Consider the following 23,142-nt stretch of genomic DNA (forward strand, 5'->3'; position numbering starts at 1 on the left):
TAAGGGGCACCTCCTATCTTCTAAAATTTTTACCAGATGTAAGCTAATACTTCTCCACCGATCTTCTTTGCACGTGCTTCTTTATCAGTCATTACACCTTCAGAAGTTGAAATGATTGCGATACCTAAACCATTAAGCACACGTGGAACAGCGTCAGCTTTGACATATGAACGTAAACCTGGCTTTGAGATTCTCTTTAATCCAGAGATTACACGATCGTTTTCACGACCGTATTTAAGGAATACACGAATGAGACCTTGTTTGTCATCATCGATATATTCAACATCGCGTACAAAACCTTCACGTTTCAAGATTTCAGCAATATCTTTTTTGATTTTTGATGCAGGAACTTCAAGTGATTCGTGGCGAACCATGTTCGCGTTACGAATTCTAGTCAAGAAATCTGCAATTGGGTCAGTCATTGACATTTAGTTTTACCCTCCTTTTTAGTAGGTTTTTTTTACCAACTAGCTTTCTTCATACCAGGAATTTGGCCCTTGTGAGCTAATTCTCGTAAGCAAATACGGCATAAATGGAATTTTTGATAAACTGAATGTGGACGTCCACATCGTTCACAACGGGTATAATTCTGTGTCGAGAACTTAGCAGGACGCTGACTTTTTACAATCAATGATTTTTTAGCCAATGTGGAACCTCCTTATTTATTTAGCAAATGGCATTCCGAATTGTGTTAATAGTTCACGGGACTCTTCGTCACTTTGTGCAGTTGTAACAATAACGATGTCTAAGCCACGAACTCGGTTAACATTATCGTAATCAATTTCAGGGAAAATCAATTGTTCCCTAACACCTAATGTATAGTTACCACGGCCGTCGAAGGCGCGGTTGCTTACACCATGAAAATCTCTAACTCGAGGTAATGATACATTTACCAACTTGTCCAAGAATTCATACATACGTTGACCACGTAAGGTAACTTTAGCACCAATAGCATTTCCTTCACGAAGTCGGAAACCAGCAATAGACTTCTTTGCTTTTGTAACTAATGGCTTTTGACCTGAAATCAAAGTAAGCTCGGCAACTGCTTCATCCAAATTTTTTGCATTTGTAACGGCGTCACCGACACCCATGTTTAAAACGATTTTATCAATCTTAGGTGCTTGCATAATTGACTTATAACTGAACTTTTCAACCATTGCTGGTGTGATTTCATTTTTGTACTTTTCTTCCAATCTGCTTGGCATGGATAAAATATCCTCCTTTCAGTAGAAATTAATCGATTGTCTTTCCTGATTTTTTACCAAATCTAACTTTATTACCATCTTCAACTCTAAATCCAACCTTTGTTGGTTCATTGTTTGATGGATCAATTAACATAACGTTAGAAACTTGAATAGGTGCTTCCTTTTCAATAATTCCACCTTGTGGAGTTGATTGGGTAGCCTTTTGATGTTTCTTAATTTTGTTAATACCTTCAACGACAACACGATTCTTTGCAGATAGAGTCTTGGTAACAGTACCTTCTTTACCCTTATCTTTTCCGCTGATTACACGAACTTTGTCACCAGTTTTAATGAACATTCTATTGAGCACCTCCTGTCTTCCAATGGTGATTTATAGCACTTCTGGGGCTAAGGAAACGATCTTCATATAATCGTTATCACGTAATTCACGAGCGACAGGGCCAAAGATACGAGTACCTTGAGGGCTCTTATCGTCACGAATTAAAACAGCAGCATTTTCGTCGAAACGGATATAAGATCCATCGACACGTCTTACACGTGACTTAGTACGAACGATGACCGCTTTAACAACGTCACCCTTCTTTACAACGCCACCTGGTGTTGCTTGTTTAACAGTTGCAACAATTACATCACCAATTCCGGCATAACGACGCTTTGAACCACCGAGAACTTTAATAGTTAAGATTTCACGGGCACCTGAGTTATCAGCAACCTTTAAACGACTCTCTTGTTGGATCACAGCTAGTGTCCTCCTTTCATTTCCAAATCAGAATACGATAAACGACACTTAGATAATAACTGATTTTTCAACAATGTTAATAAGGCGGAAACGCTTTGTTGCAGATAATGGACGAGTCTCCATAATTTCCACGATATCACCTGTTTTAGCTTCGTTATTCTCATCGTGAGCTTTATACTTTTTGGTATATTTAATACGTTTGCCATAGGTAGCATGTGTTTTTGTAGTTTCAACAGCTACCGAAATGGTTTTATCCATCTTGTCAGAAACAACACGGCCTCTATATACCTTACGATCATTACGAGCTTCACTCATGTATTAGTACCTCCTTTTTATCGTATTCTACTTACTTAATTCTTGTTGACGTAAAGCGGTTTTGATACGCGCAATGTTCTTACGTACTTGCTTTAGTCTAGCTGTATTTTCTAGTTGACCAGTAGCCAATTGGAATCGAAGGTTGAACAACTCATCCTTGTATGACTTTTCTTTGTCAATCATTTCAGCAATGGTTAATTCATTAATCTCTTTAGCCTTCATTTAATTCGCCACCTACTTCCTCACGTGCAATAACTTTAGTACGAACGGGAAGCTTCATAGCAGCTAAGCGTAATGCTTCATGTGCAACCTCTTCAGAGACGCCGCCCACTTCAAACAATACCTTACCATACTTAACTGGAGCAACCCAACCTGCTGGAGTACCTTTACCATTACCCATACGTACTCCAACACCTTTTTCAGTGTAAGACTTATGAGGGAAAATCTTAATCCAAACTTTCCCACCACGCTTCATGTAACGCGTCATAGCAACACGGGCAGCTTCAATTTGTCGGTTGGTAATCCAACTTGAATCTAATGACTGCAAACCGTAATCACCAAAAGCAACCGAACGGCCACCCTTCGCACGACCACGAAGCTTTCCGCGATGTTCACGACGGTGTTTAACTCGCTTAGGTACTAGCATGCTATTTCCCTCCTTTTTCTGAAGTATTTCCTTGATCTGCATGACGCTTTTCAGGAAGAATTTCACCACGATAAATCCAGGTCTTTACACCCAAAGCACCGTAGGTTGTATGTGCTTCTACCCATGCGTAATCAATATCAGCACGAAGAGTATGCAATGGAACAGTACCATCTGAATATGATTCGACACGAGACATATCTGCACCATTTAAACGGCCAGCAACTTGTGTCTTAATTCCTTTAGCACCAGAACGCATACTTCTTTGCATTGATTGTTTCATAGCACGACGGAAAGCAACACGACCCTCAAGTTGACGAGCAATGTTTTCTCCAACTAATTTAGCATCCAAATCAGGCTTCTTGATTTCAATAATATTGATATGAACTTTTTTACCAGTTAAGTTGTTTAATTCCTTACGGAGATTTTCAACTTCTGATCCACCCTTACCGATAACCATTCCTGGTTTTGCAGTATGAATTGAAACGTTTACGCGATTTGCGGCACGTTCAATTTCAACTGTTGAGACGGATGCATCGGCAAGTCTTTTTTCGATATATTTTCGGATTCTGAGATCTTCACGTAAATAAGTAGCAAAATCTTTTTCAGCGTACCATTTTGCTTCCCAGTCACGGATGATTCCAACTCGTAATCCGGTAGGATTAATCTTCTGACCCACGCGTTATCCCTCCTATTTTTCAGATACGACTACAGTGATATGACTTGTCCGCTTGTTGATTGGTGAAGCAGAACCCTTTGCTCTAGGACGGAATCTCTTAAGAGTAGGACCTTCATTTACAAAAACTTCACTAACAACTAAATCTTGGCGATCTAAGTCGAAATTATTTTCAGCATTTGCTACTGCTGACATTAATACTTTTTCTACAATTGGCGAGCCACCACGTGGTGTGAATTTCAAAATTGAAATTGCTTCAGCTACGCTTTTACCTCTGATAAGATCAACTACAAGGCGGACCTTACGAGCGGCAATACGAACTGTTTTCGCCGTTGCTTTTGCTGATGTAACTTGTTCAGCCATTGGTTATCCTCCTTATTTATACCTGCGTCTTCTTATCATCGGTACCATGTCCTCGGAATGTACGAGTTGGTACGAATTCGCCAAGCTTATGACCGACCATGTCTTCTTGAATGAAGACAGGGACATTTTTACGACCATCGTAAACGGCGATCGTATAGCCAATGAAGCTTGGGAAGATAGTAGAACGACGAGACCAAGTCTTTATAACAGACTTTTTATCTTGGTCCTTTTGCGCCTCAATCTTCTTTAAAAGATGTTGATCGGCAAAAGGTCCCTTTTTTAAACTACGACCCATTATGAAACCTCCTCTTCATTTATGGTTATTCATTCAATAGGCGGTTGCTTTATTTACTCTTACGATGACGCACAATGAAGTTCTCTGAACGAGCTCTCTTAGAACGCGTCTTCTTACCAATGGTCTTCTTACCCCATGGAGAAAGAGGTGATGGACGACCGATTGGAGCTTTACCTTCACCACCACCATGAGGGTGATCATTAGGGTTCATTACAGATCCACGAGTATGTGGTCTCTTACCAACCCAACGGTTACGTCCAGCTTTACCTATGTTAACTAGTTCATGTTCTTCATTTCCAACAACACCGATTGTTGCACGGTTAACAGATAAGATCATACGAACTTCGCCAGAAGTTAAACGTACAAGGGCATATTTGCCTTCCTTACCTAATAGCTGTGCAGATGCACCAGCAGAACGAACAAGTTGTCCACCCTTACCAGGCTTCAATTCGATATTATGGATTGTTGTACCAACTGGAATGTTTTGCAATGGCAATGCATTACCAATCTTAATATCAACATCAGTACCTGATGCAACCTTATCTCCAACCTTTAAGCCCTTTGGAGCAAGGATGTATGTCTTGATACCATCAGCATAAACAAGTAAGGCGATATTTGCAGTACGATTTGGGTCATACTCAATTCCCTTTACTGTTGCTGGCACGTTATCCTTGGTACGCTTGAAATCAATAATACGGTACTTCGTTTTGTTACCGCCACCACGGTGACGAACAGTCATGTGTCCATAATTGTTACGTCCTGCAGTATGGCTCTTTGACTCTAATAATGACTTTTCGGGCTTTGACTTAGTGATTACTTGACTGTAATCAAGACTAGTCATATTTCGACGGCCATTACTAGTTGGTTTATATACTTTTAGCGCCACGTTGTTTTCCTCCTAAAATAAATTTTCGCTTATTCTTCGGCGAATAATTGAATTTCTTTTGAATCGGAAGATAAAGTGACAATAGCCTTACGACGCTTCTTAGTATAGCCTTCGTAACGACCTTGGCGCTTTAACTTGCCTTTAACATTCATAATATTAACTTTGACAACTTTAACATCAAAAATATCCTCAACGGCTTTTTTGACTTGTGTTTTGGTTGCCCGTACATCAACGTCGAACGTATAACGCTTGTCATCAAATAAAGCAGTAGATGCTTCAGTAACAACTGGGCGTAAAATAATATCGCGTGATTCCATTATGCGAGCACCTCCTCTACTTGAGAGAGGGCAGTTTTAGTAATGACCACTTTGTCGCTATTTATTACGTCAAGAACATTAACACCATCGGCGCCAATTACCTTTACGTTGCTTAAATTACGAGCTGCAAGTGCGGCATTATCATTGCCATCCTCAAGTACTACTAATGTCTTAGTGTCTAATTTAAGACCTGCTAAAACATTTGAAAATTCCTTTGTTTTTGGTTCCTTGAAGCTTAATTCATCAACAACCACAAAGCTTGAATCCAAGACCTTTTGTGATAATACTGACTTCAAAGCTAAACGAGAAACTTTACGTGGTAAGTGATAACGGTATGAGCGAGGAGTAGGTCCGAAGACTGTACCACCACCAACCCATTGTGGCGATCTTGTTGAGCCTTGACGAGCTCGGCCGGTTCCCTTTTGACGCCATGGCTTCTTACCACCACCACGAACTGCACTACGGTTTTTAACTGCATGAGTTCCTTGACGGAGTGAAGCACGTTGCATCAAAACGGCATCGAATACGACGTTGTCATTTGGTTCTATTCCGAAAATTGCATCACTCAAATCAATGTTGCCATTTTCAGAACCATTCTGCTTGAATAAGGTTACGCTAGTCATTTATATTCTCCTCCTTTCTTATTTTTTTGGTGCGCGAATCGCACTCTTCACTTCAACAAACGACTTGTTAGCACCAGGGACGTTACCCTTAATTAACAATACGTTGTTATCTGTGTCTGCACGAATAATCTTTAAGTTTTGAACAGTAACTGTGTTGTTACCCATACGACCTGGTAACTTCATTCCTGGGAATACACGGTTAATGATGGCACCTAATGAACCTGGACGACGGTGATAACGAGAACCGTGGGTTTCTGGTCCACGGCTTTGTCCATCCTTATGAACGTTACCTTGGTATCCATGACCCTTAGTTGTACCCGTTACGTCAACATATTCGCCTTCGTTGAAGATATCAACTTTAATTTCATCTGCTACCTTGTAATCTCCCAGCTCAACATTTTTGATTTCACGAATGAAGCGCTTAGGAGCCGTTTTTGCTTTTGCTACATGACCTTGTTCCGGCTTGTTGCTTAACACATCGCGTTTGTCTGAGAAACCAAGTTGTACAGCTTCGTAGCCATCGTTTTCCATTGTCTTAACTTGTAAAACAACGTTTGGAGTTGCTTCAACTACTGTAACTGGAACTAACTCTCCGTTTTCAGTAAACACTTGCGTCATACCGACTTTTCTACCTAAGATTCCTTTTCTGGTCATGAGTACACCTCCGATATATTGTATTTATTTTTTGAAAATTATAATTTGATTTCGATATCTACACCACTTGGCAAGTCGAGCTTCATTAATGAGTCAACTGTCTTTGGTGTTGGATTAACAATATCGATTAAACGCTTGTGAGTACGCATTTCGAACTGTTCACGTGACTTCTTAAACTTATGTGGTGAACGTAAAACGGTATAAATGGTTCTCTCAGTTGGCAATGGAATTGGGCCAGAAATTGTGGCACCAGTTCTCTTTGCTGTTTCAACGATTTTATCCGCTGATTGATCCAAAATACGGTGTTCGTACGCTTTCAAACGAATACGAATTTTTTGTTTTGCCATTGTGTTCCCTCCTTCGTCTATTTTGAAAAATAAGACTAACTCCGTGAAAATTACCGCCACACCCTATGGCAAAGCGGCCGGGTGTGTCGCAACCTTCCACATCAACGCTATGAATATGCCGACAGATAGTATTATCCTGTAAAAACCAGCACTAGTATATAGTACAAAAAAAAAGCCCTTTATGCAAGGACTTTTCGCTATAATCTACTATTAATTTTAATATTCAAAATTTTTCTAGATTATTTTATTATTCAGCAGCTGGTGTGCCACCATTTTTCTTAATAATATCAGCTTGGATACTCTTTGGTACTGCTTCGTAGTGATCGAAGGCCATGGTAAATGTACCACGTCCTTGTGATGCTGAACGAAGAGTCGTTGCGTAACCAAACATTTCAGATAGAGGAACATATGAATGGATTTGCTTAGCATTTCCACGATCTTCCATACCTTCAACACGTCCACGACGAGCGGTAACTTGACCCATAATGTCACCCATGTACTCTTCAGGAACGACGATATCAACTTTCATGATTGGTTCCAAGATAACTGGTGCAGCCTTTTTAGATGCGTTACGTAATGACATTGATGCAGCAACCTTAAACGCTGCTTCACTTGAATCGACATCATGGTAACTACCATCATATAGCTTAGCCTTAACATCAACAACTGGATATCCAGCAAGAACACCATTTGCCAATGACTCCTTCAAACCTTGTTCAACTGATGGAATAAATTCACGTGGCACAACACCACCGACAATAGCGTCTTCGAATTCAAATCCTTTACCAGCTTCATTTGGTGTAAATTCAATCCAAACGTCACCATATTGACCTTTACCACCTGATTGACGAACGAATTTACCTTGTGCAGAAGCAGCTTTCGTAAATGCTTCACGATAGGCAACTTGAGGAGCACCAACAGTCGCTTCAACCTTAAATTCACGTTTCATACGGTCAATGATAATGTCCAAATGAAGTTCTCCCATACCAGCAATCAAAGTTTCGCCAGTTTCAGGGTTAGTTTCAGCTTTAAATGTAGGATCTTCTTCAGATAGCTTTTGTAAAGCGTTGTTCATCTTATCCTGATCGGCTTTCGTCTTAGGTTCAACGGCAACCTGAATAACTGGGTCAGGGAATTCCATTGATTCAAGATGAAGAGGACGGTCAACACTAGTAAGTGAGTCACCAGTTGTTGTGTTCTTCAAACCAATAGCAGCTGCAATATCACCTGAGAATACTTCAGGAATCTCTTGACGGTGATTTGAATGCATTTGAAGTAAACGACCAACACGCTCACGCTTGTCCTTGGTTGCGTTTAAAACGTATGAACCAGATTCTAGTGAACCTTGGTAAACACGAATATAAGTTAAACGACCAACGAATGGGTCGGTTGCAACCTTAAATGCTAATGCAGCAAAGCTAGCATCATCATCAGCACGAAGCTCGATTGCTTCGTCAGTTGCTGGATCAGTGGCATTGTATGGACGAACATCCAATGGTGATGGTAAGTAATCAATAACCGCATCCATCATCATTTGAACACCTTTGTTCTTGAATGCTGAACCAGCTAACACTGGGAAGAATTCAAGATCAAGTGTTGCCTTACGAATAGCAGCTTTGAGTTCATCATTTGTAATTTCAGTACCTTCAAGATACTTCTCCATGATGTCATCATCAACGTCAGCAACTGCTTCAACAAGTGAATCGCGACGTTTTTGTGCTTCTTCTTTATAGTCATCAGGAACATCAACTGTGTCCCATTCAGTTCCTAATTCATCTTCGTCATAAAGGTCAGCCTTCATTTCGATAAGATCAATGACACCTTCGAAGTTATCTTCGGCACCGATTGGCATTTGCACAGCATGTGCATTAGCTTGTAAACGGTCACCAATTGATCTTACAGAAAAGTCAAAGTCTGCACCAATCTTATCCATCTTGTTAACGAAAACGATACGGGGAACGTTGTAGTCAGAAGCCTGACGCCAAACTGTTTCAGTTTGAGGTTCAACACCTGCTTGCGCATCAAGAACGGCGATAGCACCATCTAATACTCGAAGTGAACGTTCAACTTCAACAGTAAAGTCAACGTGACCTGGGGTATCGATAATGTTAACTCGGTGACCCTTCCATTCAGCTGTTGTAGCAGCTGAGGTGATCGTAATACCACGTTCTTGTTCTTGGGCCATCCAGTCCATTTGTGAAGCACCATCATGGGTTTCACCAATTTTATGAATTTTACCAGTGTAGTACAAAATACGTTCAGTAGTTGTCGTCTTACCGGCATCGATATGTGCCATAATTCCGATATTCCGTGTTTTTTCTAGCGGAAATGCTCGTGTATTAGCCATGTTAAGTGTGTAACTCCTCTCAATTAATTAACTTTGTTAAAAAAGATGGCCATACCATGATTGCTATAGCCATCTCCCTCAATTTTCGTAATCTTCCAGTTATGCTTATTGCATTAAATGAAGAAACATCCCTGGTACTTTACTACGACATCGAGGCTGATTTTACCAACGATAGTGAGCAAAGGCACGGTTAGCATCTGCCATTTTATGCGTGTCTTCACGCTTCTTAACAGAAGCACCTGTGTTATTTGCAGCATCCATGATTTCGCGACCTAAACGTTCAGTCATTGTATGCTCTCCACGTGAACGTGAGTAGTTAACAATCCAACGTAAAGCCAATGTTGAACGACGATCCGGTCGAACTTCAATAGGAACTTGGTAGTTAGAACCACCAACACGGCGAGCTTTAACTTCCAATACTGGCATAACATTCTTCATAGCCTCATCGAACACTTCAACGGGGTCATTGTTTGTTTCCTTCTTGATTAAGTCAAATGCACCATATAAAATTTGTGATGCAGTTCCACGACGTCCATCCATCATCAAGTGGTTAATCAAACGAGTAACCATCTTTGAATTGTAAATTGGATCAGGAAGGACTTCACGTTTTTGTACGTTTCCTTTTCTTGGCATCTATATATCCTCCTCGTATCAATCGACTGAAGTCATCGTCTTCGCAATGCACTTCAGGTCATTTTAATTTAATTTATTCCTTAGGCTTCTTGGTACCATACTTAGAACGGCTTTGACGACGATCTTCAACACCGGCAGTATCTAAAGCACCACGGATAACGTGATAACGTACACCAGGTAAATCCTTAACACGGCCACCACGAATTAAAACAACACTATGTTCTTGCAAGTTGTGACCAATACCAGGAATATATGCAGTTACTTCAATTAAGTTAGAAAGACGGACACGAGCATACTTACGTAAAGCTGAGTTAGGCTTCTTTGGTGTCATCGTTCCAACACGAGTAGCAACACCACGTTTTTGTGGGGCTGGATTTGAAACTTGCTTCTTCTTGTAACTGTTATACCCAAAGTTTAAAGCTGGGGCATTTGATTTAGAACTTCTAGATTTACGACCTTTACGAACCAATTGGTTAATTGTAGGCATCTAAGAGTCCTCCTTTCTTTTCCGTATATGATTTTAAGTCCACACATCCAGGCGGTTCATTTCAAAACAAAAATAAAAGACCTGCGTGTTTCAATTAATGTGCAATGTTTTCAGTCAGCATGACTGCATAATGCAGGAACCTATCTACAAAAAGCACCTTTAAAAGGATACCACGGCATTTAAAGTGTGTCAATAATACATCAACGATTCCTTTTCGTATTTTATCAATGAGGTGATTATTTGATATTCTATTTACGTTTTTTGCTTTTTATTTTTGGAAGCGCCATGTCTTCTTTTATATATGCAACAGTAGACAGACTTTCCCGCCAAGAATCCATCGTTTTCCCACCATCTCATTGTGTCGCATGCTTAAAGAAGTTAACACCGTTGGAACTCACTCCAATCTTCGGGTATCTCTACTGTCATGGCCGTTGTCGAAGCTGCTACAACCCAATTGGATTCCGATCGTTCCTTATCGAGTTCTCTGGTGGCGTTATTTCATCTGCAATGATAACTTTTCCGTTTAGTCTTGCTAACTTATTTTTAACTAGTTCCATGTTTCTACTGCTAGCGCTTAGTCTCTTTGATTGTGATTCGATGATGGTTCCAACTTGGTTACTCGCGATATTATTTATTAACTCATCTCTTTACAATCTTTTCACGTCATTCCAGCTAGGCCTATTTCTCGCTCTCCTCATTGCTTGGCTCATCTTTCAGCCATTTGGCAAGTATATCTCTCAAATGGGTGGAGCTGATATCGACATCATGTTCATCATCTTTTGGATTGACGGACTAACGTTAACAACGAGCATTATCTTAATCGCTTGTTTATCTGCCCTCGTTCATTTCAAATTCTATTCCACTAATCCAAAAATTCCGTTTATCCCTCATTTGACGGCTTCATATATTTTGTTCAATATTTTTCTCCACTAAAACTGACTAACATTAGTGGTGAATCATAATTCGACGGAATTATGATTCACCACTTTTATATTCTGTTAAAGTGGAAATGAAGTTGACATGTCGAATTGCTTTTTGGCGCACCTTACGGTGACGTCGTAACAAAAAACGGCAACTTCATCCGGTTCACCAATGAGCTCGCTCGAAGTCTGTTGGCTATTAAAGTCGTGTATTGAAAATTGAGATGAGTGAATCGATGAATACAACTTTTATGTAGGTGGTGTTTGATGATGCTTGATATGGAAATCATATTTGGTATTGATGTCAGTAAACATAGTTCAAACGTAGCCATTTTGATTGATGGCAGGACGTTTAAAGAATTTAAAATAACCAATAACCGACCAGGTTACAAAATACTTGATGATGCGCTTAACAGTTTTAGATCGCCGAAGGTAATTTTTGAATCTTCTGGCATCTATTCCCGAAGTATACGGTCCTTTCTTCAAAGGGAAAATTGGAATTATACGGAAATTAACCCATTAGCAGCAAAAAAAGACATGGATGGGTTTAGGCATAATAAAAATGATCGGTTAGATGCCGTTTCATTAGCAATGGCAATGGCACAACATCATTATCAGTCGACCTTTAAGGAAAAAGCTGTGTATGGCGAGCTTCACGACTTGGAGCGAACCTATCAAGAATTCAACGAAGATATTGTACGAGCTAAAAATCGATTACATCAAAAGTTGCAGCTTACTTTCCCAGAGGTGGAACAATTTATAAGCACGACCGATGGTGCATTGTATTGGCACGTCGTGCAACAATTTCCACATGCCAGCCTTGTATTAGCAATCGAATTACCAGCGTTAGCCCAATTCATTTTAAAGGCTACACCAAAAAACATGAGTGAGAAGCGTGCATTCGCTCTAGCTAGGCATCTTCATGATTTGGCAAGTCAATCTGCCCCCGCAGTTGATTACAACGCTCACGCAGTTCACTCCGTTATTTATCTAGCTAACGAGGTTGAACACTTAAGCGGACTTAAGGCAGATATTATTGAGGAAATGACTAAGATTTCAAGCTTACTTGCCGAAATCCCAATCTTAGAATCAATTCCGGGATTCGGTATTAAAACAGCAGTTTGTCTCTTAGCTGAGTTAGGTGATATTAGCCGATTTCATGGCTCCAATGCCATTAATGCATACGTTGGAATTGATTTGATCCAGTATCAATCTGGGGATTTCGAGATGATGCAGCATATTCGAAAGCGCGGTAATCCATATGCAAGAAAAATATTATTTAAAGCTGTCTTAAACATGATGAGTGTCGCCAAATATCATCCATCGAATATCAGTATTTTTTATCAACGCAAAAAGCAATCTTCTAGTGAATCACACACTAAGAAGATTGCCATAGCTGCGATGGGACGTCTGATTAGGACCATCTACCACCTAATTAAAAATAATGAATTATATGATTCAACACAATTCTCACCAGAGAAATAAATCATAATTCATTCACACACAATTATAACACCTCAAAAAATCAATAACACCAGAGGTGCTATTTATCATGGTAGATTGTAAAATTTAAGTTGAACATATTAGTGGACAGAAAAACCCATAAAGGTCTTTAATGGTGTCACCACAACATTCCATTAGAAAGAAGGACCTTTATGGGCACCACTATTTTATCATTTGAAGACCGCGTTGTCATCGAAACACTTCATCATGAAAAGCACTCACTTCAATATATTGCCGATTATTTAGGCTTTAGTAAAACCACTATCTTTAATGAGGTTCATCGCTTAGCTGGTGAGTATCACGCAGTTAAGGCTCAAACTGACCATGAAGTTAAACTTAGTCATCGTGGTCGTAAAACCATCTTAACGACTAACCTAAAGCGATTGATTGAAGAAAAAATCAAGATCCAAAAATGGTCAATTGAACAAGTGGCTCATGTAGTTAGAATTGCCTACAAAACCATCTATAACTGGATTGATCAGGGACTACTGGATATTAATGTGACTGATTTACCTGACCATGGTATTCGTCGCAAACGATCTAAAGAAACCGTGGTAGTTTTAGTCATGGACGTTCCATCGAAGATCGTCCAGCTGAAATTTCTGATCGTAATACTTCAGGTCACTTCGAAGCTGATACAGTTTTATCTGGAAAACGTAAAGGTCAAGCAGTAGCTACGTTTGTCGAGCGTAAGAGTCGGCTTACCATCGTTAAACGGCTTAATGGACGAGATAGTACTTCAATGACCAAGGCTATTTTAGAATTGGCTAACCAGTTAGGAGATAATCTCAAGACCCTTACTGTTGACCATGGGAAAGAATTCGCCAACTACAATTTGATTGAAGAACAGGCCGGTGTTCCGCTGTACTTTGCGCACGCTTATTCGCCACATGAACGAGGCAGTAATGAAAATCGCAACCGAGTACTACGCCGCTTCATTCCCAAAGGTCAACCGATCGATGAGATTACCGATGATGAATTGATTCAAATTAACTGGTATTTGAATTGCCGACCACTCAAATGTTTAAATTGGCGAACACCGATTGAGATCTTTTTGCGTGATCTGCGTTACTAAATTTGTTCAAGTTATTTCTTACAATCTACCTCATACATTTATTCGGTAATACAATCTATAAAACACGGGAAAAAATCTTAAAGTACTGCTCAAAAAAAAGAGAACCCCATAAAATAGAGGTTTCTCTTGACTAATCGTAGAAAAAAGCATCTAGGAAAATTCCCTAGATGCTTTTTCGAAATTATTTATTTTGTTCTGCTTCCTCAGCCTTCATCCGGCGTTCTAATTCATTAATTGAATAAACACCTTCAGTAGACGAGTCACCAGCTTCTTTAGGTTCGATATTTCTGTAGGCTGGCATACCAGTACCTGCAGGAATAATCTTACCGATAATAACATTTTCTTTCAATCCAACAAGTGGATCGTTCTTACCGCGAATAGCAGCATCAGTAAGTACTCGGGTTGTTTCCTGGAATGATGCAGCTGACAAGAAACTATTCGTTTCAAGAGCAGCCTTAGTAATTCCTAGAATAACTGGACGAGCAGTTGCTGGAATGCCACCAGAAATCAAAGTCTTGTAGTTATCGTCTTTGAAATCTGCAATATCCATCAACGTACCAGGTAATACATCAGTATCACCGGGATCCATAATTCTTACCTTACGAAGCATCTGACGAACCATAATCTCAACGTGCTTATCTAAGATAGTTACACCTTGCATACGGTAAACCTTTTGAACTTCATGAAGCAAGTAATTTTCCGTTGAAAGAACATCACGAACTCGGATTAATTCCTTAGGATCAATTGAACCTTCGTTTAACGCATAACCACGACGAATGGTATCGCCCTCAGCAACTCGTAAACGAGCGTTAATTGGTAATGTGTATGAACGAGTATCTGATTCACCCTTAATGGTAACGTCCTTTGTTCGTTCTGCTGGGTTTTCCTCGATAGATTCAACCACACCAGTAACTTCAGTAATCTCAGCCTTACCTTTTGGATTACGTGATTCAAAAATTTCTTGAATTCGTGGAAGTCCTTGGGTAATATCTTCGTTTCCGGCAACACCACCGGTATGGAAGTTACGCATGGTTAATTGAGTACCGGGTTCACCGATTGATTGAGCAGCAACAGTACCAACTGCTTCTCCAACTTCAACCTCGTCACCAGTAGCCATGTTACGGCCATAACAATGCTCGCAAACACCATGGACAGTGTTACAAGTAAAGGCTGAACGAATTGTTACTTCTTCAATTCCGGCATCGACAATCTTTTGTGCAATGTCTTCATCAATCATTTCGTTCTTGCCAATAATAATGTCGCCACTCTTAGGATCTACGACTGACTTCATCGTATAACGACCCAACATACGGTCATAAAGTGGTTCAATTAATTCATTTCCATCAAGAACAGCACTAATCTTCAAACCTCTGTCAGTACCACAGTCAACTTCACGAACAATGACGTCTTGCGCAACATCGACTAAACGTCGGGTTAAGTAACCTGAGTTAGCAGTCTTCAAGGCCGTATCGGTCATACCTTTACGGGCACCATGGGTTGAAATAAACATTTCCAACACAGAGAGACCCTCACGGAAGTTCGCAGTAATAGGAAGTTCCATGATTTCACCGTTAGGAGCGGCCATTAAGCCACGCATACCGGCAAGCTGAGTAAAGTTTGAAATGTTACCACGAGCACCAGAGTCACTCATCATAAAGATTGGGTTCTGTTGATCGAAATTATGAATTAACTTATCTTGCAAATCATCCTTGGCGTCATTCCAAATTCCAATAACACGTTCATAACGTTCTTGGTTTGTGATCAAACCACGACGGAATTGCTTCGTTACAGTAGAAACCTGTTTATGAGCTGCCTCAATGATTGCTGGCTTTTCTTTAACTTCGGTAATATCTGAAATACCAACTGTCAAACCAGATTGCGTCGATTCGTCATAGCCTAAGTCTTTCATGCGGTCCAATAGTAATGACGTTTCAGTCACCTTGTACTGCTTGTAGACTTCAGCAATGATGTCACTCAAGAATCCCTTCTTAAATGGTAAGACGATTTCAGCGTTCTTTAGATAATCATGAATGTCTTCACCCTTATCTAAGAAATACTTATCAGGTACATAACCATTCAAGTTAGTGTTTGTTGGTTCGTTCAAATATGGGAATGAACCAGGAAGAATATTATTAAAAATAATCTTACCAACGGTTGTCATCAAGATCTTTGAACGTTGTTCGTCTGTAAATGGTTTTGTTTCAAGCGCAGAAGTTTGAATACCAACACGTGAATGCCAGTGAACCAAACCATTGCGATAGGCAAGAACAGCTTCATTACCATCCTTGAAAATCATTCCTTCGCCTTCACGACCGGCTTCTTCCATAGTTAGGTAGTAGTTACCAATAACCATATCTTGAGAAGGCGTCACAACTGGCTTTCCGTCTTTAGGTGCCAAAATATGATGTGCGGCAAGCATTAGCAAACGGGCTTCTGCTTGAGCTTCATCAGATAAAGGAACGTGAATAGCCATTTGATCCCCATCAAAATCGGCATTGTAAGCTTCACAAGCCAATGGATGAAGACGCATAGCCTTACCACTAACTAAAACGGGTTCGAAAGCTTGAATACCCAAACGGTGAAGAGTAGGTGCTCGGTTAAGTAACACTGGATGTTCCTTAATCACATCTTCTAGAACCGTAAAGACATCCTCATCTTCATGATCAATTTTGCGTTTAGCATTCTTGATGTTTGAAGCTAAGTTACGTTTAACAAGTTCCTTCATGATAAATGGTTTGAATAATTCCATTGCCATTGGAACGGGTAGACCCATTTGGTTCATACGAAGTGAAGGTCCCACATCGATAACTGAACGGCCTGAGTAGTCAACACGTTTTCCAAGAAGGTTTTGACGGAATCGTCCTTGCTTTCCTTTCAGCATATGTGAAAGAGACTTCAATGGACGGTTACCTGGACCAGCAACTGGACGGCCACGACGACCATTATCAATCAAAGCATCAACGGCTTCTTGGAGCATCCGTTTTTCATTTTGAACGATAATTCCAGGAGCATGCAAGTCTAATAAACGTTTGAGTCGGTTGTTACGGTTAATAACTCGACGGTACAAGTCATTCAAGTCAGAAGTGGCAAAACGGCCACCCTCCAATTGAACCATTGGTCGAAGATCCGGTGGGATAACTGGAACAGTATCCATGACCATCCACTCCGGCTTGTTACCTGACGTAACGAAGGCTTCAAGGATGTCCAAACGACGAACGGCACGAGTCCGTTTTTGTCCAGTAGCTTCTTTAAGCTCTTCCTTAAGTTCGGTAACTTCTTTTTCCAAATCAACATCATTAAGAAGCTTACGAATGGCGTTTGCACCCATTTCGGCTTCAAACTTGTTACCATACTCAAGTTTCTTATCACGATAATCACGTTCAGAAAGAAGTTGTTTCTTCTCTAATGGCGTGTTACCAGGATTAATAACAACGTATGATGCAAAGTAGATAATCTCTTCTAGTGCTCTTGGGCTCATATCCAAGACAAGTCCCATTCGACTTGGGATACCCTTGAAGTACCAGATGTGAGTAACTGGGGCAGCAAGCTCAATATGTCCCATTCGTTCACGACGAACTTTAGAACGAGTAACTTCTACACCACAGCGATCACAAACAACACCCTTATAACGGATTCGTTTGTACTTACCACAGGCACATTCCCAATCTTTAGTTGGACCAAAGATTCGTTCATCGAATAGTCCATCTTTTTCAGGTTTCAACGTTCGATAGTTGATAGTTTCAGGCTTCTTCACTTCGCCATAAGACCAACTACGGATCTTATCTGGAGAAGCAAGGCCAATTTGCATGCTTTCGAACTTATTTACATCGACCAAAGAATCGACCTCCCTTTTTAGTCTTTAGTATTCGTGTTGGATTCGTTAGTAGCTTGCTCTGCACTGGCTTTAGTTGCGGCCTCAGTATCAGCAGCTTGCTGTTTTTGTTCAGCTTGTTGTTCGGCATATTTGCTTAAAGCATCTACGTTTACAACATCATCATCATCATCCATATCACGAAGTTCAATTTCTTTATCATCAGCATCTAGAACTTTCATATCAAGACCTAGGGATTGTAATTCTTTGACAAGCACTCGGAATGATTCTGGAACACCTGGCTTAGGAATTGGTTCACCCTTGACGATTGCTTCATAAGTCTTCACACGACCAACAACATCATCAGACTTGTAAGTCAAGATTTCTTGGAGTGTGTAAGCAGCACCATAAGCTTCAAGTGCCCAAACTTCCATTTCACCGAAACGCTGTCCACCAAATTGTGCTTTACCACCTAATGGTTGTTGTGTCACTAATGAGTAAGGTCCGATTGAACGAGCATGAATCTTATCGTCAACCATGTGGGCGAGTTTCATATAGTGCATAACTCCAACGGCAACTCGTTTGTCAAAGGCTTCACCAGTGCGACCATCGTAGAGAACTGTCTTAGCATCATCAGCCATTCCAGCTTCCTTAACAGCGCCCCAAATATCAGAATCTTGGGCACCATCAAAGACGGGAGTTGCCATATGAACGCCAAGTTTACGAGCGGCCATACCTAAATGAATTTCAAGAACTTGTCCGATATTCATACGTGAAGGAACACCCATTGGGCTCAACATGATATCAATTGGCGTTCCATCTGGCATATAAGGCATATCCTCTTCAGGAATTACAACTGAAACAGTTCCTTTATTACCATGACGTCCGGCCATCTTGTCACCAACTTGAAGCTTACGCTTTTGAGCAATGTAGACACGAACCATCATGTTAACGCCAGGTGATAGTTCATCACCATTTTCACGAGTGAAAATTCGGACGTTTTGAATAATACCGCCACCACCATGAGGAACCCGAAGTGATGTATCACGGACTTCGCGGGCTTTTTCACCAAAGATTGCATGAAGAAGACGTTCCTCAGCTGATAACTCGGTCACACCCTTAGGCGTTACTTTACCAACTAGGATATCACCGTCTTGAACCTCGGCACCAATGCGGATAATTCCCTCTTCATCAAGGTTCTTAAGTGCATCTTCACCAACGTTAGGAATTTCACGGGTCATTTCCTCAGGTCCGAGCTTTGTATCACGAGCTTCTGATTCATATTCTTCAATATGAATTGAAGTATAAACATCATCTTTAACAAGACGTTCGTTAATGGCAATGGCATCTTCGAAGTTATATCCTTGCCAAGTCATAAAGGCAACTAATGGGTTTTGACCTAAAGCAAGTTCGCCGCCCTCCATTGAAGGACCATCTGCTAACACTTCATCAGCATCAACGTGGTCTCCAACTTTAACGATTGGACGTTGGTTATAGTTCTTACCACCGTTTGAACGTTGGAATTTCATTAGCTTGTATTTATCTAGGGCGCCATCTTCACGACGAACACGAATTTCTCGTGCATCGACATATTCAACAGTTCCGTCATGTTTACCAATTAAAGCAACACCGGAATCATGAGCAGCCTTATATTCAATACCAGTACCGACTAAAGGTGAATGTGGGTCAACCAATGGAACGGCCTGACGCATCATATTAGCACCCATTAAGGCGCGGTTTGAATCATCGTTTTCCAAGAAAGGAATACATGCAGTCGCAACAGAAACAACTTGCTTAGGCGAAACATCCATGTAATCAATGTTATCAAGAGTAGTTTCAATGTTTTCTGACTTTGCACGCGCCATAACGACGTCGTTAACAAATGAACCATCATCATTTAATGGAGAGTTCGCCTGTGCAACAACGAAGTTATCTTCTTCATCAGCAGTTAAATAATCGATTCGGTCAGTAACTTTATGGGTATCCCAACTGACACGACGGTATGGTGTTTCAATAAAACCATACTTGTTAATTCGGGCATAACTGGAAAGACTGTTAATCAAACCAATGTTAGGACCTTCAGGAGTTTCAATTGGACACATACGACCATAATGAGTGTAGTGAACGTCTCGAACTTCATATCCGGCACGATCACGAGTTAAACCACCAGGTCCTAAGGCAGACAAACGACGCTTATGAGTCAATTCTCCAAGCGGATTCGTTTGGTCCATGAATTGAGACAATTGTGATGAACCAAAGAATTCTTTGATTGAAGCCACAACAGGTCGAATATTAATCAATTGTTGTGGGGTCACAGTAGAAGCATCTTGAATTGACATTCTCTCACGAACAACACGTTCCATACGAGAAAGACCAATTCTAAATTGGTTCTGTAGTAATTCACCAACAGAACGAATTCGACGATTACCCAAGTGATCAATATCATCTGTGTTACCAATGCCTTCTTGTAAATCAAAGAAGTAATTGATGGCAGCAATAATATCAGCTGGGGTCACATGTTTGTATTTCAAGTCAATGTTGCCATTTCCAATAACTGGAATAGCACGTTCTGGATCATCAGGTGATTGAACTTTAATAATCTGAAGATCCATAGGTGCTGTCACAACAGCTTGATCTGAAGGCGTATAAGTAACTGTCTTAAAGTCGTCACGTTCCAAATATGGCGTTAACGTCTTCAACAAGTCCTTATCAATTAATGTGCCACTTTGAGCCAATACTTCACCAGTATCTGGATCAGCCAATGTTTCAGCTAAAGTTAAGCCCAATAAACGATTCTTCAATGCTAACTTCTTGTTTGTCTTATAACGACCAACAGGAGCCATATCGTAACGCTTTGGATCAAAGAAACGTGCAGTCAAAAGACTACGTGATGAGTCAGCAGTCTTGGGCTCGCCAGGACGTAGACGCTCATAAATATCTTTTAGAGACTCTTCAACTCGTGAATCATCAGTATTCTTATGAACATCTTTTTCAAGTGTTAAGCCAAGACTTTCATTATCGCCCAACATTGAGATAATTTCGTCATCTGAGCCGAATCCTAACGCACGAACCAATTCAGTCATTGGAATCTTACGAGTTCGATCAATTCGGACATACGAAATATCCTTGGCATCTGTCTCAAATTCGAGCCATGCACCACGGTTAGGAATTAAGGTTGTACCAAAAATAGTACGACCATTTTTATCTTTATCTTCATTAAAATAAACACCTGGAGAACGGACTAATTGAGAAACGATGACTCGTTCGGCACCATTAATAATGAAAGTTCCTTGTTCCCTCATTAATGGAAAATCGCCAAAGAAAACATCTTGAGACTTGATTTCGCCGGTTTCGTGGTTTGTTAAACGTAAAGTGACATGAAGTGGTGCTGAGTAATTAGCGTCATGTTCCCGCGCTTCATCAGCAGTGTACTTCGGTTCCAACAATTGATAATCAACGAATTCTAACGAAAGATTTCCTTGGAAATCATCGATTGGCATGATGTCTTCAAACATTTCCCGCAAACCTTCATCCAAGAACCAATTATAAGAATTGGTTTGAATTTCGATTAGGTTAGGTAAATCAAGGACTTCCTTGATTCGGGCATAACTACGACGGGTACGGTGTTTCCCGTATTTAACTAAGTGTCCTGCCAAGTTGTTCACCTCTCCAAATTATTCTGCGACGAAACCCCCAATCAAATATTACATTTTGATTACAAATGCATATTTGACCCAAAAATGGGCAAAAAAAATCCAAAAATAAGATCTCTCTTACTTTTGGTCTTTATAGTAACACCAACGGACAATAGATCGTTGATGTTAATTTCAGTCACAGTTACATACAGACGATATAATACTCGTTCAATCATTAACTGTCAAGCATTTAACTACGACCCCTTGCCAGCTCGACCGCCACGCATCGTGACAAATTCTTCAGCCTGAGTGGGATGGATTGCAACCGTTTGGTCAAAATCCTGTTTCGTCGCACCCATTCTGATTGCAACGCTGAATCCCTGCAATAATTCACTCATCCCTTCACCAATCCCGTGTAAGCCAACAACTCGCTCGTCAGCGCCAGCACACACTAGTTTGAAATGACTTTTTTGACTGGACTCAGATAGTGCATCCCTCATTGGCGTAAAGTTTGACTCATAAACTCGAACCTGTTTGGCACCAAATTGGTGTACCGCTTCCGCCTCCGTTAAGCCCACGCTTCCAATCTCTGGATGCGTAAACACAACCGTTGGAATCTGCGAATAGTCTAAGTAACTGTCAGTTTGTTGGTTAAACAGTCTTTCAGATAATCGTCGACCTGCCGCGATGGCAGCTGGCGTCAGGTTCTTTAAATTAACGACATCCCCGACCGCATAAATTCCATCAGCCGTCGTTTTCTGATATTTATCAACGGTAATGGCGCCCGCTTCGTCAACCTGCACATTCGTCTTCTCTAAATTTAAGCTTGCAGTATACGGTGTTCGACCAATTGCCCAAATGATTTGATCTGTTTCAACTGTTCGACCCGATTGTGTTTTGATTTCTAACGCCCCGTTTGCTTTATTAACAGAGACGGCCTCATCTCCCGTTAGCAGTGACACAGAATCTCGATATTGGGCCGTAATATTTTCAGAAATGATTTGATCAAATGTCGGCAGTAGGCTTTGATGGCGGGAAAGAATTGTCACATCGCTTCCTAGTAAATGAAGCAGTCCAGCAAATTCAGTTGCAATATAGCCGCTACCCACAACGGTAATCCGTTTTGGTAATTTGGTTAGACTAAAGAAGTCTTCAGAAGTGATTCCTAAGTTGCCACCAACAATATCAGGACGATTTGGTCGGCTCCCAGTCGCAATCAATATGTGAGAAGCTGTATATCGTTCACCATTCGACTCCACAGTATGGCCATCCACAAAGGTTGCTGCCTGCTTTAAATGAATAACCCCATTATGGTCCAATCCGTTAAAGTAGCTAGTGTGTATCCGGTCAATATAAGCTGATCGGTTTGCCACAAATTGGTCAAAATTAAGCGTCATTGCAGGTTCACTAAAGCCATAATCTGGGGCTAATTTTTCATCCAAGATTAGATTGGCCGCCTGACACATAACTTTCTTAGGAACACACCCAACGTTGACGCAGGTCCCACCAATTTGGTTTGGTTCAAAAAGCAGAACGCTTGCGCCTCGTTCAGCTGCACGATTAGCTGACGCAATGCCTCCAGATCCCCCGCCGATTACAATATAGTCTACTTTTTTAGTTTGCATCCTAATTTCCTCCATAAAAAAGGCCGAGACAATTGTCTCAGCC

The 23,142-nt window shown here is 40.7% G+C and carries 24 protein-coding genes and 2 pseudogenes; 4 read left to right on the plus strand and 22 right to left on the minus strand.

Annotation, left to right across the window (positions count from 1 at the left end):
* Positions 1-29: 29 nt before the first annotated feature.
* The 19 genes from rpsH to rpsL form a co-directional block, all read right to left on the minus strand.
* Positions 30-428, minus strand: coding sequence for a 30S ribosomal protein S8 (gene rpsH / locus FGL90_RS01745; RefSeq protein WP_010619603.1), 399 nt, complete (start codon positions 426-428; stop codon positions 30-32).
* 32 nt (positions 429-460) lie between these two features.
* Positions 461-646, minus strand: a complete 186-nt coding sequence (locus FGL90_RS01750) for a type Z 30S ribosomal protein S14 (RefSeq protein ID WP_010619602.1) — start codon at positions 644-646, stop codon at positions 461-463.
* A gap of 16 nt (positions 647-662) precedes the next feature.
* Entirely contained in the window at positions 663-1,205 is a 543-nt protein-coding gene (rplE, locus tag FGL90_RS01755) for a 50S ribosomal protein L5 (protein WP_010619601.1), read from the minus strand.
* Between the two features lie 28 nt (positions 1,206-1,233).
* A complete protein-coding gene (gene rplX / locus FGL90_RS01760; RefSeq protein ID WP_010619600.1) occupies positions 1,234-1,542 on the minus strand; it encodes a 50S ribosomal protein L24 in 309 nt (102 codons plus the stop codon).
* Positions 1,543-1,575: 33 nt separating this feature from the next.
* The gene (gene rplN / locus FGL90_RS01765) at positions 1,576-1,944 is read right to left on the minus strand and encodes a 50S ribosomal protein L14 (RefSeq protein WP_010619599.1); all 369 of its coding nucleotides are present in this window, start codon (positions 1,942-1,944) and stop codon (positions 1,576-1,578) included.
* Between the two features lie 48 nt (positions 1,945-1,992).
* Positions 1,993-2,259: a 30S ribosomal protein S17 gene (gene rpsQ, locus FGL90_RS01770; protein ID WP_010619598.1), complete on the minus strand. Its 267-nt coding sequence runs from the start codon at positions 2,257-2,259 to the stop codon at positions 1,993-1,995.
* Positions 2,260-2,286: 27 nt separating this feature from the next.
* Positions 2,287-2,481, minus strand: coding sequence for a 50S ribosomal protein L29 (gene rpmC, locus FGL90_RS01775; RefSeq protein ID WP_147656620.1), 195 nt, complete (start codon positions 2,479-2,481; stop codon positions 2,287-2,289).
* On the minus strand, positions 2,471-2,905 hold the full coding sequence (gene rplP / locus FGL90_RS01780) for a 50S ribosomal protein L16 (protein WP_010619596.1): 435 nt from the start codon (positions 2,903-2,905) through the stop codon (positions 2,471-2,473). The genes rpmC and rplP overlap by 11 nt, the downstream gene beginning before the upstream one ends.
* Position 2,906: 1 nt before the next feature.
* Positions 2,907-3,581, minus strand: coding sequence for a 30S ribosomal protein S3 (gene rpsC, locus FGL90_RS01785; RefSeq protein WP_010619595.1), 675 nt, complete (start codon positions 3,579-3,581; stop codon positions 2,907-2,909).
* A 12-nt stretch (positions 3,582-3,593) separates the two neighbouring features.
* Positions 3,594-3,941: a 50S ribosomal protein L22 gene (gene rplV / locus FGL90_RS01790; protein WP_010619594.1), complete on the minus strand. Its 348-nt coding sequence runs from the start codon at positions 3,939-3,941 to the stop codon at positions 3,594-3,596.
* 16 nt (positions 3,942-3,957) lie between these two features.
* Positions 3,958-4,236 carry a 30S ribosomal protein S19 gene (rpsS, locus tag FGL90_RS01795; RefSeq protein WP_010619593.1) on the minus strand — a complete coding sequence of 93 codons (279 nt, stop codon included), beginning with the start codon at positions 4,234-4,236 and terminating at the stop codon, positions 3,958-3,960.
* Positions 4,237-4,285: 49 nt separating this feature from the next.
* Positions 4,286-5,122: a 50S ribosomal protein L2 gene (gene rplB / locus FGL90_RS01800; RefSeq protein WP_010619592.1), complete on the minus strand. Its 837-nt coding sequence runs from the start codon at positions 5,120-5,122 to the stop codon at positions 4,286-4,288.
* A gap of 29 nt (positions 5,123-5,151) precedes the next feature.
* Complete coding sequence (rplW, locus tag FGL90_RS01805; protein WP_010619591.1) at positions 5,152-5,439, minus strand: 50S ribosomal protein L23; 288 nt, start codon at positions 5,437-5,439, stop codon at positions 5,152-5,154.
* On the minus strand, positions 5,439-6,062 hold the full coding sequence (gene rplD / locus FGL90_RS01810; RefSeq protein ID WP_010619590.1) for a 50S ribosomal protein L4: 624 nt from the start codon (positions 6,060-6,062) through the stop codon (positions 5,439-5,441). Before rplD ends, rplW begins: the two co-directional genes overlap by 1 nt.
* A gap of 18 nt (positions 6,063-6,080) precedes the next feature.
* Positions 6,081-6,716, minus strand: coding sequence for a 50S ribosomal protein L3 (gene rplC, locus FGL90_RS01815; protein WP_147656622.1), 636 nt, complete (start codon positions 6,714-6,716; stop codon positions 6,081-6,083).
* Positions 6,717-6,754: 38 nt separating this feature from the next.
* A complete protein-coding gene (gene rpsJ, locus FGL90_RS01820) occupies positions 6,755-7,063 on the minus strand; it encodes a 30S ribosomal protein S10 (protein WP_010619588.1) in 309 nt (102 codons plus the stop codon).
* Positions 7,064-7,310: 247 nt separating this feature from the next.
* Complete coding sequence (fusA, locus tag FGL90_RS01825; protein ID WP_010619587.1) at positions 7,311-9,410, minus strand: elongation factor G; 2,100 nt, start codon at positions 9,408-9,410, stop codon at positions 7,311-7,313.
* A 162-nt stretch (positions 9,411-9,572) separates the two neighbouring features.
* Complete coding sequence (gene rpsG, locus FGL90_RS01830) at positions 9,573-10,043, minus strand: 30S ribosomal protein S7 (RefSeq protein WP_010619586.1); 471 nt, start codon at positions 10,041-10,043, stop codon at positions 9,573-9,575.
* Between the two features lie 73 nt (positions 10,044-10,116).
* Positions 10,117-10,530 (minus strand): 30S ribosomal protein S12, encoded by a 414-nt coding sequence (gene rpsL / locus FGL90_RS01835; RefSeq protein ID WP_010619585.1) that lies wholly within the window; start codon positions 10,528-10,530, stop codon positions 10,117-10,119.
* A 285-nt stretch (positions 10,531-10,815) separates the two neighbouring features.
* On the opposite strand from rpsL, the pseudogene FGL90_RS10650 reads away from it, so the two are divergent.
* The 4 genes and pseudogenes from FGL90_RS10650 to FGL90_RS01850 all read left to right on the plus strand — a co-directional run.
* Positions 10,816-10,980, plus strand: a pseudogene (locus FGL90_RS10650) (prepilin peptidase); the annotation flags it as partial.
* 147 nt (positions 10,981-11,127) lie between these two features.
* A complete protein-coding gene (locus tag FGL90_RS10435) occupies positions 11,128-11,463 on the plus strand; it encodes a hypothetical protein (protein WP_225423063.1) in 336 nt (111 codons plus the stop codon).
* A 254-nt stretch (positions 11,464-11,717) separates the two neighbouring features.
* Positions 11,718-12,935 (plus strand): IS110 family RNA-guided transposase, encoded by a 1,218-nt coding sequence (locus tag FGL90_RS01845; RefSeq protein ID WP_147656624.1) that lies wholly within the window; start codon positions 11,718-11,720, stop codon positions 12,933-12,935.
* 170 nt (positions 12,936-13,105) lie between these two features.
* A pseudogene (locus tag FGL90_RS01850) lies at positions 13,106-14,028 on the plus strand (IS30 family transposase).
* Between the two features lie 181 nt (positions 14,029-14,209).
* Here the strand turns inward: FGL90_RS01850 and rpoC are convergent.
* The 3 genes from rpoC to gorA all read right to left on the minus strand — a co-directional run bounded on the left by rpoC (position 14,210) and on the right by gorA (position 23,099).
* A complete protein-coding gene (rpoC, locus tag FGL90_RS01855; protein ID WP_147656626.1) occupies positions 14,210-17,863 on the minus strand; it encodes a DNA-directed RNA polymerase subunit beta' in 3,654 nt (1,217 codons plus the stop codon).
* A 17-nt stretch (positions 17,864-17,880) separates the two neighbouring features.
* Complete coding sequence (rpoB, locus tag FGL90_RS01860) at positions 17,881-21,504, minus strand: DNA-directed RNA polymerase subunit beta (RefSeq protein WP_187240426.1); 3,624 nt, start codon at positions 21,502-21,504, stop codon at positions 17,881-17,883.
* A 224-nt stretch (positions 21,505-21,728) separates the two neighbouring features.
* The gene (gorA, locus tag FGL90_RS01865) at positions 21,729-23,099 is read right to left on the minus strand and encodes a glutathione-disulfide reductase (RefSeq protein WP_225423045.1); all 1,371 of its coding nucleotides are present in this window, start codon (positions 23,097-23,099) and stop codon (positions 21,729-21,731) included.
* Positions 23,100-23,142 lie beyond the last annotated feature (43 nt).

The sequence above is a fragment of the Secundilactobacillus malefermentans genome, from assembly GCF_008033155.1.
GTDB lineage: Bacteria > Bacillota > Bacilli > Lactobacillales > Lactobacillaceae > Secundilactobacillus > Secundilactobacillus malefermentans.

Excerpts from the sequence above, each read along its gene's own strand:
- rpsG (WP_010619586.1), bottom strand. The coding sequence starts at position 10,043 with ATGCCAAGAAAAGGAAACGTACAAAAACGTGAAGTCCTTCCTGATCCA.
- rplW (WP_010619591.1), bottom strand. The coding sequence starts at position 5,439 with ATGGAATCACGCGATATTATTTTACGCCCAGTTGTTACTGAAGCATCT.
- rplP (WP_010619596.1), bottom strand. The coding sequence starts at position 2,905 with ATGCTAGTACCTAAGCGAGTTAAACACCGTCGTGAACATCGCGGAAAG.
- rplE (WP_010619601.1), bottom strand. The coding sequence starts at position 1,205 with ATGCCAAGCAGATTGGAAGAAAAGTACAAAAATGAAATCACACCAGCA.
- rplC (WP_147656622.1), bottom strand. The coding sequence starts at position 6,716 with ATGACCAGAAAAGGAATCTTAGGTAGAAAAGTCGGTATGACGCAAGTG.
- rpmC (WP_147656620.1), bottom strand. The coding sequence starts at position 2,481 with ATGAAGGCTAAAGAGATTAATGAATTAACCATTGCTGAAATGATTGAC.
- rpsL (WP_010619585.1), bottom strand. The coding sequence starts at position 10,530 with ATGCCTACAATTAACCAATTGGTTCGTAAAGGTCGTAAATCTAGAAGT.
- FGL90_RS01845 (WP_147656624.1), top strand. The coding sequence starts at position 11,718 with ATGATGCTTGATATGGAAATCATATTTGGTATTGATGTCAGTAAACAT.
- rpsQ (WP_010619598.1), bottom strand. The coding sequence starts at position 2,259 with ATGAGTGAAGCTCGTAATGATCGTAAGGTATATAGAGGCCGTGTTGTT.
- rpsH (WP_010619603.1), bottom strand. The coding sequence starts at position 428 with ATGTCAATGACTGACCCAATTGCAGATTTCTTGACTAGAATTCGTAAC.
- rpsS (WP_010619593.1), bottom strand. The coding sequence starts at position 4,236 with ATGGGTCGTAGTTTAAAAAAGGGACCTTTTGCCGATCAACATCTTTTA.
- rpsJ (WP_010619588.1), bottom strand. The coding sequence starts at position 7,063 with ATGGCAAAACAAAAAATTCGTATTCGTTTGAAAGCGTACGAACACCGT.
- rplV (WP_010619594.1), bottom strand. The coding sequence starts at position 3,941 with ATGGCTGAACAAGTTACATCAGCAAAAGCAACGGCGAAAACAGTTCGT.
- rplD (WP_010619590.1), bottom strand. The coding sequence starts at position 6,062 with ATGACTAGCGTAACCTTATTCAAGCAGAATGGTTCTGAAAATGGCAAC.
- rplX (WP_010619600.1), bottom strand. The coding sequence starts at position 1,542 with ATGTTCATTAAAACTGGTGACAAAGTTCGTGTAATCAGCGGAAAAGAT.
- FGL90_RS10435 (WP_225423063.1), top strand. The coding sequence starts at position 11,128 with ATGATGGTTCCAACTTGGTTACTCGCGATATTATTTATTAACTCATCT.
- gorA (WP_225423045.1), bottom strand. The coding sequence starts at position 23,099 with ATGCAAACTAAAAAAGTAGACTATATTGTAATCGGCGGGGGATCTGGA.
- fusA (WP_010619587.1), bottom strand. The coding sequence starts at position 9,410 with ATGGCTAATACACGAGCATTTCCGCTAGAAAAAACACGGAATATCGGA.